This window comes from Phytohabitans flavus, from assembly GCF_011764545.1.
Lineage (GTDB): Bacteria > Actinomycetota > Actinomycetes > Mycobacteriales > Micromonosporaceae > Phytohabitans > Phytohabitans flavus.
This window is the reverse complement of record NZ_AP022870.1, coordinates 6,095,158-6,111,866: the sequence shown is the minus strand read 5'-3', so window position 1 is coordinate 6,111,866 and position 16,709 is coordinate 6,095,158. Positions and strand designations below refer to the sequence as shown.

1 protein-coding gene is annotated in these 16,709 nt (G+C 71.7%); it reads left to right on the top strand.

Annotation, left to right across the window (positions count from 1 at the left end; all coding sequences use genetic code 11):
* Nucleotides 1-102: 102 nt before the first annotated feature.
* Nucleotides 103-16,704: a type I polyketide synthase gene (locus Pflav_RS46275; RefSeq protein ID WP_269474543.1), complete on the top strand. Its 16,602-nt coding sequence runs from the start codon at nt 103-105 to the stop codon at nt 16,702-16,704.
* Nucleotides 16,705-16,709 lie beyond the last annotated feature (5 nt).

The following is a 16,709-nucleotide window of genomic DNA, read 5'->3' as shown; positions in this document are numbered from 1 at the left end:
GGTCTACTCCCGGCCCGAGGGAGCGCCGGATGCGCCGTGGACGCCGCACGCCACGGGTGCGGTGAGTACAGCACCGACTGAGGCGGCGCAGCTCGGCGAGGTGTGGCCCCGCCCGGTGCGGAACGCGTCGACCTCAGTGGACTCTACGAGGGACTCGCCGAGGCCGGCTGGGACTACGGTCCGGTCTTCCGCGGGCTGCGCGCGGGGTGGCGGCGCGACGGCGAGGTCTTCGCCGAGGCGGCCCTGCCCGAGGCGGTCGAGGGCGAGGCGAGGCGGTTCTTCCTCCATCCCGCGCTCCTGGACGCCGCACTGCACGCCGTGGCTTTCGCCGACCTCGGCTCGATCAGCCGCGGTGGTCTGCCGTTCTCCTGGGAGGGCGTCTCGCTGCACGCCTCCGGTGCCACGGCGGTCCGGATCCGGCTGTCACGCACCGCCGACGACGCGGTGTCCATCGTGGTCACCGATCCGGCCGGCGGGCCGGTGGCGTCAATCGAGTCGCTCGTGGTCCGGAAAATGCCGGCCGAGCAGCTGGGCGGCGGCGCGGTTGACCGCGACTCGCTGTTCCGCATCGATTGGGTACCGCTGAGCGCCCCTACCTCCACCACCGAAGCCGATTTCGTCCGTATCCAGGACGTCGACGACCTGGCGACCCTCGACGCGACAGGCGGCGTCGTCCTCGTCGACATGCGCCCGCCATCCGATGTGGACGTGCCCGCGGCTACTCGCGCGCTCACCGGCCGCGCCCTCGACCTGCTCCAGCGGTGGCTCGCGGACGAACGGTTCGCCGACGTCCGGCTCGTCTTCGTCACCCGCGGAGCCGCGGGTGGCGGCAACATCCCGGCCGCCGCGATGTGGGGTCTCGTGCGGTCGGCGCAGTCCGAGAGCCCGGACCGGTTCGGCCTGATCGACCTGGACGGTACGGCGGAGATCCCGCCGTGGGTGCTCGATGTGGACGAGCCCGAGGTCGCCATCCGCGACGGCGCGGTGCTCGCGCCCCGGCTCGCGCGGGCCGAGGCAGCGGGCGAGCCGACCGTGTGGGACCCCGAGGGCACCATTGTCGTGACCGGCGGCACCGGCGGGCTCGGTGCCGTCTTCGCCCGCCATCTCGCGACCACGCACGGGGTACGACGCCTGCTACTGCTCAGCCGCCGCGGCCCGGCAGCCAGCGGCGCGGCCGCGCTCGTCGAGGAGCTTGCCGCGCTCGGCGCCGAAGCGACCGTCGTCGCCTGCGATGTGGCGGACCGGGACGCGCTCGCCGCCGCCTTGGCCGGCCATCGCGTGCGGGGTGTCGTCCACACCGCCGGCGTGGTCGACGACGGTGTCATCGGCTCGCTCACACCGGAGCGGATCGACACGGTGCTGCGCCCGAAAGTGGACGCCGCGTGGCACTTGCACGAGCTGACCCGCGACACAGATCTGGAAGCGTTCGTGCTCTTCTCCTCTGCGTCGGGCACGTTCGGCAGCCCGGGGCAGGGCAACTACGCGGCCGGCAACGCGTTCCTCGACGCGCTTGCCCGCCACCGACACGCGACCGGTCTCCGCGCCACCTCCCTGGCATGGGGACCGTGGACCACCGAGATCGGCATGACCGGGGCGATGAACGCGTCCGATGTGGACCGTGTCAGCCGCTCCGGTACGCCACCGCTCGCCGTGGAACAGGGCGTAGCCCTCTTCGATGCCGGACTGGCCGCTGGCGAGCCGGCTCTGCTGCCGGTGCGGCTCGACCTGGGCGTCCTCCGCTCTCGCGGCGACGTACCATCGCTGCTGCGCGGCCTGATCCGGACGCCCGCGCGGCGTGGCGTCGCCGCGATGTCGGCGACGGCCGAGGGCCTCGCGCAGCGCCTCGCCGGGCTCGCGGTGGAGGAGCGGCGGGAGGTCGTGCTCGATCTGGTACGTGGGCAGGTCGCCCAGGTGCTCGGCCACGCGACGGCCGGGTCGGTCGATCCTGCGCGGGCGTTCCAGGCACTCGGCTTCGACTCGCTTACCGCCGTCGAACTGCGTAACCGGCTCGGCGCGGTGACCGGCCTGCGGCTGCCGGCCACGCTCATTTTCGACTACCCGAACGCGGCCACCCTCGCCGGCCACCTCGTCGATGAGCTCGTCGGTGCCGACGTCGTGGTCTCCACCCCGGTACGCGCGCTGCCCTCGCTCGCCGACGACCCGATCGTGGTGGTCGGCATGGCCTGCCGCTATCCGGGCGGGGTCCGCTCACCAGAGGACCTGTGGCGTCTCGTGCTCGACGGCACCGACGCCATCACCGGCTTCCCCACCAACCGTGGCTGGGACCTCGACTCGCTCTACGACCCCGACCCGGACCGGCCCGGCAAGACACACGTCACCAACGGTGGCTTCCTGCACGACGCAGGCTGGTTCGACGCCGATTTCTTCGGGATGAGCCCGCGCGAGGCGACCGCGACCGACTCGCAGCAGCGGCTGCTGCTGGAGGTGACGTGGGAGGCGGTGGAGCGGGCCGGCATCGACCCGACCTCTCTGCGCGGCAGCCAGACCGGCGTGTACGCGGGCGTGATGTACAGCGACTACATCACCCTCGTGGAGGGCGGCGACTACGAAGGCTTCCAAGGCAGTGGCAGCTCCGCGAGTGTCGCGTCCGGGCGGGTCTCGTACACGTTCGGCTTCGAAGGGCCGGCGGTCACTGTCGACACCGCCTGCTCCTCCTCGCTTGTCGCGCTCCACCTGGCCGCACAGGCGCTGCGAGCGGGGGAATGCAGCCTCGCGGTGGCCGGTGGTGTAACGGTGATGTCGACGCCCGGGCCGTTCGTGGAGTTTTCCCGGCAGCGCGGGCTGGCGGCGGATGGGCGGTGCAAGTCCTTCGCCGACGCGGCCGATGGCGTGGCCTGGTCCGAGGGTATCGGCATGCTCGTGCTGGAGCGGCAGTCCGACGCGCTCCGCAACGGTCACCAGATCCTCGCGGTGCTACGCGGAAGCGCGATCAACCAGGACGGCGCCTCGAACGGGCTCACCGCGCCGAACGGCCCGTCGCAGCAACGGGTCATCCGCCAGGCACTCGCAAGTGGCGGCCTGTCCACGGTGGACGTCGACGTCGTCGAGGGGCACGGCACCGGTACGACGCTGGGCGACCCGATCGAGGCGCAGGCGCTCCTGGCCACGTACGGGCGCGACCGGGACGAGCCGCTGCTGCTCGGCTCGATCAAGTCCAACCTCGGCCACACCCAGGCGGCCGCCGGTGTCGCAGGCGTGATCAAGATGATCATGGCGATTCGGAACGGCGTGGTGCCGAAGACGCTGCACGTCGACGCCCCGTCGTCCCATGTGGACTGGGCAGCTGGATCCGTCACGCTCGTGCCGGACGCGGTGGCGTGGCCGGAGGTGGATCGGCCACGACGGGCGGCGGTCTCCTCCTTCGGCATCAGCGGCACCAACGCACACATCATCGTGGAGCAGGCAACCCCCGCACCGACCTCGACCGATCCGGCCGACTCGCCAGCGGTCGTACCGTGGCCGGTGTCGGCGCGATCCGCGGCCGCGCTCGATGCCCAGATCGGCAGGCTCCGCGCCTTGGAGTTGCCGCGCGCCGGCGTCGGCCTCGCGCTGACCGCCCGGTCAGTGTTCGAGCACCGGGCGGTGCTGGTGGCCACTGGCGACAGCGTGGTCGAGGCCGCCCGAGGCGTGGCCGGGGCCGGCCCGCTCGCGATGCTCTTCTCCGGTCAGGGTTCGCAGCGGCTGGGTATGGGCCGTGACCTGTACTCCCGTTTCCCGGTCTTCGCGTCGGCGCTGGACGAGGTGCTGGCGCAGCTGGATCCGGGCTTGCGGGACGTGATGTGGGGTTCGGATCCAGATCTGCTTAACCAGACCGGTTGGGCGCAGCCGGCTTTGTTCGCTGTCGAGGTGGCGCTGTACCGGTTGGTGTCGTCGTTCGGTATGCGTCCGGACCATGTTGCGGGTCATTCGATCGGTGAGATCGCGGCGGCGCATGTGGCGGGTGTGCTGTCGCTGGACGATGCCTGCCGTCTCGTTACCGCGCGGGCATCGTTGATGCAGGCGCTGCCGGCTGGCGGGGCGATGGTGGCACTGCGGGCCGCCGAGTCCGAGGTCCTGCCTCTGCTGGCCGAAGGTGTGTCGATCGCGGCGGTCAACGGACCGTCCAACGTCGTGGTCGCGGGTGAAGAGGACGCGGTATTGGCGGTGGCTTCTCGCTTCGAGAAGTCGACCCGGTTGCGGGTGTCGCACGCGTTCCACTCGCCACTGATGGAACCGATGCTGGACGACTTCCGGGCCGTAGTGTCATCGCTGTCGTTCGCGGAACCTCGAATCCCCGTGGTCGCCGCAGGGGACGTGACCGATCCTGAGTACTGGGTCAGGCACGTACGGGACACCGTCCGCTTCGCCGACGCGGTCGCGACCCTGGACGGGGCCACGTTCCTGGAGATCGGACCGGACGGCGTGCTCTCCGCGCTCATCGAGGGCTCGGTGCCGATCCTGCGCAAAGACCGGCCCGAGGACGCGGCCATCCTCGGCGCGCTCGCCCAGCTCTACGTATCCGGCGTCCGCATCGACTGGCCGGCGTACTTCACCGGCACCAGCGCGCATCGGGTCGACCTGCCCACGTACCCGTTCCAGCGCGAGTGGTTCTGGCCGTCCGGGCTGGTCGGGCTCGGCGACGCGGCCGCGCTCGGCCTCGCCCCGGCGGGACACCCGATGCTCGGCGGGACGGCGGAGCTGGCCGGCGGCGAAGGCGTCCTCTTCACCAGCCGGCTGTCGCTGCGCTCACACCCGTGGCTCGCCGACCACGCGGTGCTCGGCTCGGTGCTCGTACCCGGGACGGCCCTCCTTGAGCTCGCCGTCCGCGCGGGTGACGAGGTCGGGTGCGACCGGGTCGAGGAGCTGACGCTCGCCGCGCCGCTCGTGCTGCCCGAAGCGGGCGCGGTCCAGGTGCGGGTGCGCGTTGGCGCGCCCGACGAGGCCGGCCGCCGCCCGCTCTCCGTCCACTCCCGACGAGAGGGCGCGGAGGGTGCACCGTGGACCGCCCACGCCACCGGGTTCCTCGCCGGGGGCGCCCGCCCACCGGCGTTCGACACCGCTGCCTGGCCACCGGCCGGAGCATCGCCGATCCCCGTCGAGGGCCTCTACGAGCGGCTGGCCGACGAGGGATTCGCGTACGGGCCGGTGTTTCAGGGACTCCGGGCAGTGTGGCGGCAGGGCGACGAGGTCTTCGCCGAGGTCGCCCTCCCCGAGCAGGTGCAGGATGCCTCGGCGTACGGCGTGCACCCCGCCCTTCTGGATGCCGCGCTGCACGCGCTGGGTGTCGCCGACCTGGGGATGCCGGCCGGCGGCGTGCCGTTCGCCTGGGAGGGCGCGTCGCTCTATGCGGCAGGTGCTTCCGCCTTGCGGGTACGGCTGACCCGTACCGGTGGTGACTCGGTGGCGATCGCCGCAGCCGATCCGGCCGGCGGGCTCGTCGCGTCGGTCGAAGGGCTCGTGGTCCGGTCGGTCGCACCCGTCACTGAGCACGATGCGGTCACCGAGTCGCTCTTCCGTCCGGAGTGGACACCGGTGGCTCTTGCTGAGGCGCAGGTGGACGCCGAGCTGCACGAAGTAGTGTCGCCGGCCGGGCTGGATGTGCCGACCGCGGTGCGCGAGCTGACCAGCCGCGTACTGGCTCTGGTACAGGAATTCACTGGTTCGCGGCTGGTGTTCGTGACCCGTGCGGGTGATTTGGCCGCGTCGGCGGTGTGGGGTCTGGTGCGTACGGCGGCGGCGGAGAATCCGGGCCGGTTCGCGCTGGTCGAGATCGACGGCGATTCAGCGTCCGCGGCTCTTCTTCCTTCCGCTGCCGGATCGGACGAGCCGGAGCTGGCGATCCGCGAGGGGCAGGCGTTCGCTAAGCGGCTGTCGCGGGTCTCGGCCGGGCTGACCGGTGCACCCGTCTGGGGTCCGGACAGCACTGTGCTCATCACCGGTGGCACTGGCGGTTTGGGTGCGGTAGTTGCCCGGCATCTTGTGGTATCGCATGGTGTGCGGCGGCTTGTCTTGGCGAGTCGGCGTGGTGGCGGTGCCGAGCTTGTCGCGGACCTGGACGTCGAGGTTTCCGTGGTCGCGTGTGACGTGTCCGATCGCGATGCGCTGGCCGAGTTGTTGCGGCAGTATCCGGTGACCGCCGTCGTGCACGCGGCCGGCGTTTTGGACGATGGGGTAGTCGAGTCACTTACCCCGGAGCGGTTTGACAATGTGTTGCGGCCGAAGGTGGATGCCGCCTGGCATCTGCACGAGCTGACCCGCGACCTGGACGCCTTTGTGTTGTTCTCCTCCGCTGCCGGCGTTTTTGGTGGTGCCGGGCAGGCAAACTATGCGGCGGGTAACGCGTTCCTTGATGCTCTGGCCGCGCACCGGCGTGCGCAAGGGCTACCGGCCGTCTCCCTCGCCTGGGGACCATGGGCGGCAGAAGTCGGCATGTCGGCGGATGCGGAGCTGATGGAACGGGCGGGGATGCCGCCCATCTCGCCCGAGCAAGGCGTGTCGCTTCTCGACGCGGCGCTGACAACTGGCGAGCCCGTGGTGGCGCCGGTGCGGCTGGACCTGCCAGCGATCCGGGCGGCCGGCGAGGTACCGGCCATCCTGCGGGGCCTCATCCGCAACCCGGTCCGGCGGGCGCGGGCGTCGGAGGCTTCTCGTGGTCTGGCGCAGCGGCTGGCCGGGCTGGACGAGGGCGAGCGCGGCGAGGCGGTCCTGGACCTGGTGCGGGGACAGGTCGCCGCGGTCCTCGGGCATGCCGGCGCGGAGCGGATCGACCCGGCCAAGGCGTTCCAGGAGCTGGGCTTCGACTCGCTCACCTCGGTCGAGCTGCGCAACCGGCTCGGCGGCACGACCGGGCTGCGGTTGCCCGCCACGCTCGTCTTCGACTACCCGACGCCGTCCTCGCTCGCCACGTACCTGTTGGAGGAGCTGATCGGCGCGGAGGACGAGGGGCCGGCGGTGGCGCGCACCGCGCTCGCGCTGGCCGACGACCCGATCGTGATCGTCGGCATGGCGTGCCGCTACCCGGGCGGTGTCGCCTCTCCGGACGACCTGTGGCGGGTCGTCAGCGAGGGCGTCGACGCCATCACCGAGTTTCCGAACAACCGCGGCTGGGACCTCGACGGCCTGTACGCGGCGGATCCCGACCAGGTCGGCACCTCGTACACCCGGTCGGGCGGGTTCCTCCACGACGCGGGGGAGTTCGACGCCGAGTTCTTCGGCATGTCGCCGCGGGAGGCGCTCGCGACCGACTCGCAGCAGCGGCTGCTGCTGGAAGTCTCGTGGGAGGCGGTCGAGCGGGCCGGCATCGACCCGGTCTCGTTGCGGGGCAGCCAGACCGGCGTATTCGCCGGCGTCATGTACAACGACTACAGCGCGCTCCTCGACGGCGGCGAGCACGAGGGTTACCAGGGGCAGGGGAGCGCCGGCAGCATCGCGTCCGGGCGGGTGGCGTACACGCTGGGGTTGGAGGGGCCAGCGGTCACTGTGGACACCGCGTGCTCGTCGTCCCTCGTGGCGATGCACTGGGCGATGCAGGCATTGCGCAGCGGAGAGTGCACGCTGGCGCTGGCCGGTGGCGTAACGGTCATCTCGACACCGCACACGTTCGTGGAGTTCTCCCGGCAGCGCGGCCTGTCGCCGGACGGCCGGTGCCGTGCCTTCGCGGACGGCGCGGACGGGGTGGGCTGGTCCGAGGGCGTCGGCATGCTCGTGCTGGAGCGGCAGTCCGACGCACTCCGCAACGGGCACCAGATACTCGCCGTGGTCCGCGGCTCCGCGGTCAACCAGGACGGCGCCTCGAACGGCCTCACCGCCCCGAACGGACCCTCGCAGCAGCGAGTCATCCGCCAGGCACTCGCAAGCGGCGGACTGTCGACAGTGGATGTCGACGTCGTCGAGGGGCACGGTACCGGTACGACGCTCGGCGACCCGATCGAGGCGCAGGCATTGCTCGCCACGTACGGGCGCGACCGGCAAGAACCGCTGCTGCTCGGCTCGATCAAGTCCAACCTCGGCCACGCCCAGGCCGCAGCAGGCGTGGCCGGCGTCATCAAGATGGTCCAAGCGATGCGGTACGGCACGGTACCGAGGACGCTGCACGTCGACGCGCCGTCGTCGCATGTGGACTGGACCGAGGGCGCGGTGGAGTTGGTCACCGAGGCGCGGGCGTGGCCGGAGCTGAGCCGGCCCCGACGGGCGGGTGTCTCCTCGTTCGGTATCAGCGGCACCAACGCGCACGTGATCCTGGAACAGCCGGCCGCCACGCCGGCGCCGGATCAGGTCCACGAGCCGGCGGTTGTACCGTGGCCCGTGTCGGCCAAGTCTGAGGCCGCACTGGACGCGCAGATCGCGCGGCTGCGCTTGGTCGATGAGCCCGCTGCCGGTGTCGGGCTCGCCCTGACCGCCCGCTCAGTCTTCGACCACCGGGCGGTGCTCCTGGCGTCGGCAGACGGCGCACAGGAAGTCGCGCGAGGCACGGCGGCGTCCGGTCGTCTTGCGGTGCTCTTCTCTGGTCAGGGTTCGCAGCGGTTGGGTATGGGTCGCGAGCTGTATGCCCGGTTCCCGGTGTTCGCGCAGGCGTTGGACGAGGTCCTGACAGATCTCGATCCGGGTTTGCGGGATGTGATGTGGGGTTCGGATCCGGATCTGCTGAACCAGACCGGCCGGACTCAGCCCGCGCTGTTCGCAATCGAGGTAGCGCTGTACCGCCTCGTCGAGTCCTTCGGCGTCAGGCCGGACCACCTGGCGGGTCACTCGATCGGTGAGATCGCTGCGGCGCACGTCGCTGGTGTTCTCGAGTTGGCTGATGCCTGCCGTTTGGTGGGCGCCCGCGCTGCGCTTATGCAGCAGCTGCCGGCTGGTGGGGCGATGGTCGCTATCCGGGCCGCCGAGGCCGACGTGACCCCGCTGCTGACCGCGGGTGTTTCCATCGCCGCCGTCAACGGCCCCGAAGCCGTCGTCATTGCCGGTGTGGAAGACGAGGTGGAGGCGGTAGCGGCCCGGTTCGAGAAGGCGACAAGGCTGCGGGTCTCGCACGCGTTCCACTCCCCGCTGATGGACCCGATGCTGGACGACTTCCGGACCGCCATCCAGGACATCAGCTTCCATCCGCCGCGTATCCCGATCGCGAGCAGTGGGGACGTGACGGACCCTGAGTACTGGGTCAGGCATGTGCGAGAGACGGTCCGGTTCGCGGACGCGGTGGCTGGTCTGGGCGAGGCGACGCTCTTGGAGGTCGGCCCCGACGGGGTGCTGTCCGCGATGACGGGTACCGCAATCCCGGCTCTGCGCAAGGACCGGGACGAAGAGACCGCACTCCTGACCGCGCTGGCACGGCTGCACATCGGTGGCACCACCATCGACTGGCGGCCAGCGTTCACTGGAGCGAAGCCGGTCGAGCTGCCCACCTACCCGTTCCAGCGTGAGTGGTTCTGGCCGGCGGCCTCGCTCACCCGGCCGGGCGACGTGCGGGCGGCGGGCCTCGGCTCGGCCGACCACCCGCTGCTCGGCGCCGCCGTCGAACTCGCCGACGGCGACGGGCTCCTCTTCACCGGCCGGCTGTCGCTCGCCTCCCACCCGTGGCTCGCTGACCACGCCATCATGGGCTCGGTGCTGGTACCCGGTACCGCCTTCGTGGAGCTAGCGATCCGGGTCGGCGACGAGGTCGGCTGTGACCGGATCGAAGAGCTGACCATCGCCACGCCAATGGTGTTGCCCGAGGAGGGCGCGCTGCTGGTGCAGGTTCGGGCCGGCGTGGCGGACGAGGCGCAGCGGCGTACCGTCACCATCCACAGCCGACTCGACAGCGCCGACGACGCGCCCTGGACGGAGAACGCCTCTGGCGTCCTGGCACCCGGTGCCGTTGAGTCCACATTCGACGCAACGACCTGGCCGCCGGACGGCTCCCAGCCGCTCGACGTCGCGGGTTTCTACGACGAGCGGGCGACCGAGGGCTTCGCGTACGGGCCGGTATTCCAAGGGCTGCGCGCGGCATGGCAGCGGGACGGCGAGGTCTTCGCCGAAATCGCGCTGCCCGATGAGGTCAGCGACGCGGCGTCGTACGGCATGCACCCTGCGCTCCTCGACGCGAGCCTGCACGCCGCCGGCTTCGCGGGCCCGGCCGAGGAGCGGGCGGTGCCGTTCTCCTGGGCCGACGTTTCCCTGTATGCGGCCGGCGCTGCCTCGGTGCGCGTCCGGCTTACCCGCGACGGGTCAGGCGCGCTCGCAGTCGACCTCGCCGATGCCACCGGCGCGCCCGTCGCGGCAGTACGTTCCCTCGTCGTCCGGCCGCTCGTCGAGGGTGAGCAGGCGCCGCAACGGGATGCGCTCTTCGGCCTTGGCTGGACGCCCGTACCGGCCGGCACGCCCATCGACCTCGGCGGGCTGGCGATCCTCGGGCCGGACCCGCTCGGGATCAGCGAGGCACTGCCGGTCAAGGCGTACCCGGACCTCGTCACGATCGCCGAACCACCGGCCGCGGTGCTGCTCCCGATCGCCGCGGCGCCGGGCGCTGATCCCGCATCGGCTACGCACACGCTGACCGCGCGGGTGCTCGGACTCTTGCAAGAGTGGCTCGGCGACGAGCGGTTCGCCGGCTCGCGCCTGGCCATCGTCACTAGGGGCGCCACCGACGGCGACGACGTGGCCGCAGCCGCGGTGTGGGGCCTCGTACGATCGGCCCAGTCTGAGCATCCGGACCGGTTCGCCCTCATTGACATCGACGCCACCTCGGCGTCCGCGCTGCCGCAGGCGCTCGGGCTGGACGAGCCACACCTGGCCATCCGCGACGGCATCTTGCGTGCCGCGCGACTGGCGCGGCTAGGGGCCGAGTCGCCCACGATCGCCTGGCGTCCAGAAGGGACGGTGCTGATCACCGGCGGTACCGGCGGCCTCGGCGCGGTCATCGCCCGGCACCTGGTGACCACCCATGGGGTACGCCGCCTGGTGCTTGCCAGCCGTCGCGGCGGTGGCGCGGAGCTGCTGGCCGATCTGGACGCGGACATCACCGTCGTCGCCTGCGATGTGGCCGACCGCGAGGCGCTGGCCGCGCTGTTGGCACAGCATCCCGTGCACGCGGTCGTGCACGCGGCCGGCGTTCTCGACGACGGGGTCATCGGCTCGCTCACGCCGGAGCGCCTTTCCGCCGTGCTCCGGCCCAAAGTGGACGCCGCGTGGCACCTGCACGACCTGACCCGCGGCCTGGACCTGGACGCGTTCGTACTCTTCTCCTCGGCGGCCGGCGTCTTCGGCGGGGCGGGGCAGGCCAACTACGCCGCGGGCAACGCCTTCCTCGACGCGCTCGCCCAGCACCGCCGGTCCGAAGGGCTGCCGGCAGCCTCGCTCGCCTGGGGTCCGTGGACCCAGGGCATGGTGACCGACGCGGAACGGATGGCCCGCGCCGGAATGCCGCCACTCACCACGGAGCAGGGCGTCGCGCTCTTCGACGCCGCGCTCGCGGCCGACGAGCCGGCGGTGGTCCCGATCCGGCTCGACCTGGCGGCGATCCGCGCCTCCGGTGACGTGGCGCCGCTCCTGCGTGGACTGATCCGCTCGCGTTCCCGCCGCTCCGCGGTCGCCCGTTCCGACAAGGCCGCCGGGCTCGTCGCGCGGCTGGCTGGCCTCGGTGTGGCCGAACGCCGCGTCGAGCTGGTCGACCTTGTACGCGGACAGGTCGCCACCGTGCTCGGCCACGCCGGCGCCGAGCATGTGGACCCGGCCCGGGCGTTCCAGGACCTGGGCTTCGACTCGCTCACCGCCGTTGAGCTGCGCAACCGCCTCAACGCAGGCACAGGGCTACGGCTGCCCGCCACGGCCGTCTTCGACTACCCGACGGTCACGGCGCTGGCCGGGTACCTGCACGACGAGCTGTTCGATATGGACAGTGCCATCGCCGTGCCGACCGCTGCCCTGCCGAAGCTGGACGACGACCCGATCGTCATCGTCGGTATGGCGTGCCGCTACCCGGGCGGGGTCGCCTCGCCAGAAGACCTGTGGCGCCTCGTCAGCGACGGGGTCGACGCCATCACCGAGTTCCCCGACTACCGGGGTTGGGACCTCGACGCGCTCTACCACGCCGACCCTGACCACGCCGGCACCTCGTACACGCGGTCCGGTGGGTTCCTGCGCGAGGCGGCCGAGTTCGACCCGGCGTTCTTCGGTATGAGCCCGCGCGAGGCACTCACCACCGACTCCCAGCAGCGGCTCCTGCTGGAGGTGACCTGGGAAGCCGTGGAGCGGGCCGGCATCGACCCGGTGTCGCTGCGCGGCAGCCGGACCGGCGTGTACGCGGGCGTCATGTACAGCGACTACAGCGCGCTGCTCGACGGGGCGGAGCACGAGGGGTACCAGGGGCACGGCAGCTCGGGCAGCATCGCCTCGGGCCGAGTGTCGTACACGTTCGGGTTTGAGGGACCGGCGGTCACCGTCGACACCGCCTGCTCATCGTCCCTTGTCGCGCTGCACCTCGCGGCACAGGCACTCCGCAGCGGCGAGTGCTCTCTCGCGCTGGCCGGCGGTGTCGCGGTGATGTCGACGCCGGGCGCGTTTGTGGAGTTCTCCCGGCAGCGAGGGCTGTCGCCGGACGGGCGGTGCAAGGCGTTCAGCGACACGGCCGACGGCGTGGGCTGGTCCGAGGGCGTCGGCATGCTCTTGCTGGAACGCCTATCCGACGCACAGCGCAATGGCCACCAAGTCCTCGCGACAGTACGGGGCTCCGCGATCAACCAGGACGGCGCGTCGAACGGCTTGACCGCGCCGAACGGCCCGTCGCAGCAGCGGGTGATCCGGCAGGCCTTGGCCAGTGGCGGATTGTCCACAGCGGACGTCGATGTCGTCGAGGGTCATGGCACTGGTACGACGCTGGGTGACCCGATCGAGGCGCAGGCGCTGCTGGCTACGTATGGGCGGGATCGGGAGCGGCCGTTGCTGCTCGGTTCGGTGAAGTCGAACCTCGGTCACACCCAGGCAGCCGCTGGTGTGGCGGGCATAATCAAGATGATCATGGCGATGCGGCACGGTGTCGCGCCGAAGACCCTGCACGTCGATACGGCGTCGTCGCATGTGGACTGGTCGGCTGGCGCGGTCGAGCTGCTGACTGAGCAGACAGCCTGGCCTGAGGTGGACCGGCCGCGCCGGGCGGCGGTGTCGTCGTTCGGCATCAGCGGCACCAACGCACACGTCATCCTCGAGCACACGCCGGCGCCGGTGCAGCTCGAGGTGGCGCCCGAGGCAGGCGTCGTGCCCTGGACGGTCTCGGCGAAGTCCGCCGCCGCTCTGGACGCGCAGATCGAGCGGCTGCGGGCCGTGGATGCTCCCGCCGCAGGCATCGGCCTCACACTGAGCACCCGGTCAGTCTTCGAGCACCGGGCGGTGCTCCTGGCATCGGCTGACGGTGTGACCGAGGTGGCCAGGGGTGTGTCCAAGCCCGGATCCATCGCGTTGCTCTTCTCTGGTCAGGGTTCGCAGCGGTTGGGTATGGGCCGTGAGCTGTATGCCCGCTTCCCGGTGTTCGCGCAGGCGTTGGACGAGGTGTTGGTGCATCTCGATCCTGGTCTGCGGGATGTGATGTGGGGTTCGGATCCGGATCTGCTGAACCAGACCAGCTGGACCCAGCCCGCGCTGTTCGCGATCGAGGTCGCGCTGTACCGCCTCGTCGAGTCCTTCGGCGTCAAGCCGGACTACGTCGCTGGCCATTCGATCGGTGAGGTCGCTGCGGCGCACGTCGCCGGCGTCCTTGAGCTGGCAGAAGCCTGCCGCCTGGTGAGCGCCCGCGCCGCGCTTATGCAGCAGTTGCCGGCCGGCGGGGCAATGGTTGCTATCCGGGCCGCCGAGGCTGAGGTCACCCCGCTGCTGACCGCTGGTGTTTCCATCGCCGCCGTCAACGGCCCCGAAGCCGTTGTCGTCGCTGGTGTGGAAGACGAGGTGGAGGCGGTTGCGGCCCGGTTTGAGAAGTCGACCCGGCTGCGGGTCTCGCACGCGTTCCATTCGCCGTTGATGGACCCAATGCTGGACGACTTCCGGGCCGCGATCGAGAGCCTGACCTTCGAGCCGCCGCGTATCCCGATCGCGAGTAGCGGGGACGTGACGGACCCTGAGTACTGGGTCAGGCATGTACGAGAGACGGTCCGGTTCGCTGACGCGGTGGCTGGTCTGGGCGACGTCACACTGCTGGAGGTCGGGCCGGACGGGGTGCTGTCCGCGATGACGGGCACCGCAATCCCGGCCCTGCGCAAGGACCGGGACGAAGAGACCGCGCTCCTGACCGCCCTGGCCCGGGTACACATCACCGGGACGACCGTCGACTGGAAGCCAGCCCTCCCCGCGGCCAAGCGGGTCGACGTGCCTACGTACCCGTTCCAGCACGGCTGGTTCTGGCCGACGGCCATGGTCTACACCGGAGACGCGGCCGGGCTTGGCCAAGCGCCCGCAGGGCACCCGCTCCTCGGTGCCGCCGTAGAGCTCGCCGGTGGCGAGGAGGTCGTCTTCACCGGCCGTCTCGCGCTGGCCACCCACCCGTGGCTCGCCGACCATCGCGTCGGTGGGCTTGTGCTCTTCCCCGGCACCAGCCTTCTGGAGCTGGCGATCCGGGCCGGCGACGAAGTCGGCTGCGACCGCGTGGAAGAGCTGACGCTGGCCGCGCCGCTCGTGCTGCCCGAGCGCGGTGCGACCCAGGTACAGGTCCGGGTCGCCGCCCCAGACGCGGCCGGTCGCCGGCCGGTCACCATCCACTCGCGACCCTCGGGAGCCGAGGAGCCGTGGGTGGAGCACGCCAGCGGCCTCCTCGGGAACGGCGCACGGCCGGCCCGGTTCGATGTGGACACATGGCCACCCGCCGGTGCCGAGCCGGTCGACCTCACCGGTTGCTATGACGGCTTCGCCGAGGCCGGGTTCGGTTACGGCCCCGTGTTCCAGGGCCTGCGAGCGGCGTGGCGCCGGGGTGACGAGGTGCTCGCCGAGGTCGCCCTTCCCGAGCAGGCGCCAGGCGCGAACGCCTTCGGGATACACCCCGCGCTGCTCGACGCGGCCCTGCACGCCGCGATGGCGGCCGCTGGTTCCGGCGATGTGGCCGGATTGCCGTTCTCGTGGGAGGGTGCCTCGCTGCACGCCTCAGGCGCGACCTCGGTGCGGGTACGGCTGTCGCCGTCATCACGCGGTGCCGTGGCGATCGCCGTTGCCGCGCTCGACGGCACACCGGTGGCCACTGTAGAGGGCCTCGTCACCCGGCCGGTCACCGTCGAAAGGCCAGGAATCGAGCGGGAGGCGCTCTTCGCACTCGAGTGGGTCTCCGTCACCGAGCCGGACGATGCCGGTGAGCCGATCGCCGTCCTCGGACCGAACCCATTCGGTGTGGCGGCGCCCGGAGTGGACACACCGCCGGACAGCGGCACAGTCGTCGTCACCGTCGCCGGATCCACAGGTGCCGGCCCGACCGCCGAAGTGCGCGCGCAGACGACCCGAATCCTCGCCCTGCTCCAGCGCTGGCTCGCCGAAGAGCGGGAAGCGCATCTCGTGGTCCTGACGCGGGGTGCGGTCTCCGGCGACGACCTGGCCGCCGCCGCCGTGTGGGGGTTGGTCCGCTCGGCCCAGTCGGAAAACCCTGGCCGCTTCACCCTCGTCGACGCGGACGAGGCGTCCATCGGGCGGCTCCCGCGTGCGCTGGCGACCGGCGAACCGCAGCTGCTGCTCCGCGACGGCGAAACGCTCGCCGGCCGGCTCGGCCGCCTGGCGGCGCCCGAAGACCGCACCGAGTGGGACCCCGATGGCCTCGTGCTCATCACCGGCGGGACCGGCGGCCTCGGCGCCGTCGTGGCCAAGCATCTGGCCGGACAGGGGGTACGCCGCCTCTTGCTCGTCGGCCGGCGGGGCGCGAAGGCCGAGGGCGTATCCGCGTTGCGCGCCGAGCTTTCCACGCTGGGCGCCAAGGTGACCGTTGCCGCCTGCGATGTCGCCGACCGTGCCGCGCTCGCCAAGCTGCTGTCCCGCCACCGGGTGTCGGCGGTGGTGCACGCGGCCGGCGTCCTCGACGACGGTATCGTCGCCTCCCTCACCCCCGACCGCCTCGACACTGTGCTGCGGCCCAAGGTGGACGCCGCCTGGCACCTGCACGAGCTGGCTGGCGACCTCCAGGCGTTTGTGCTCTTCTCCTCGGCGGCCGGTGTCTTCGGCGGCGCGGGTCAGGCCAACTACGCGGCCGGAAACGCGTTCCTCGACGCCCTCGCCACGCGCCGGCGGGCCGCCGGGATGCCGGCGGTGTCACTGGCCTGGGGACCGTGGACGCAAGGTATGGCTTCCGACGCCGAGCGCATGTCCCGCTCCGGGATGCCACCCCTCACCGCCGAGGAAGGCTTGGCCCTCTTCGATGCCGCCATCGCCGCCGGGACCCCGGCCGTCGTCCCGGTCCGGCTGGACCTCGCCGCGCTGCGCCGCCTGGACGAGGTACCCCGCTGCTGCGCGGCCTGGTCCGCACCCGGGCACGGCGGGCGTCGGCGTCCACGTCGGCCGTCGCCGCCGACCTGGTACGGAACCTGGGCGGGCTGGACGAGGCGGGACGGCGGGACGCGCTGCTCGCCCTCGTACGGGAGCAGGCGGCACTCGTCCTCGGCCACGACAGCCAGTCCGATGTGGATGCCGAGCGGGCGTTCCGCGACCTCGGCTTCGACTCGCTCACCTCGGTCGAGCTGCGCAACCGGCTCAACGCGGCCACGGGGCTGAGGTTG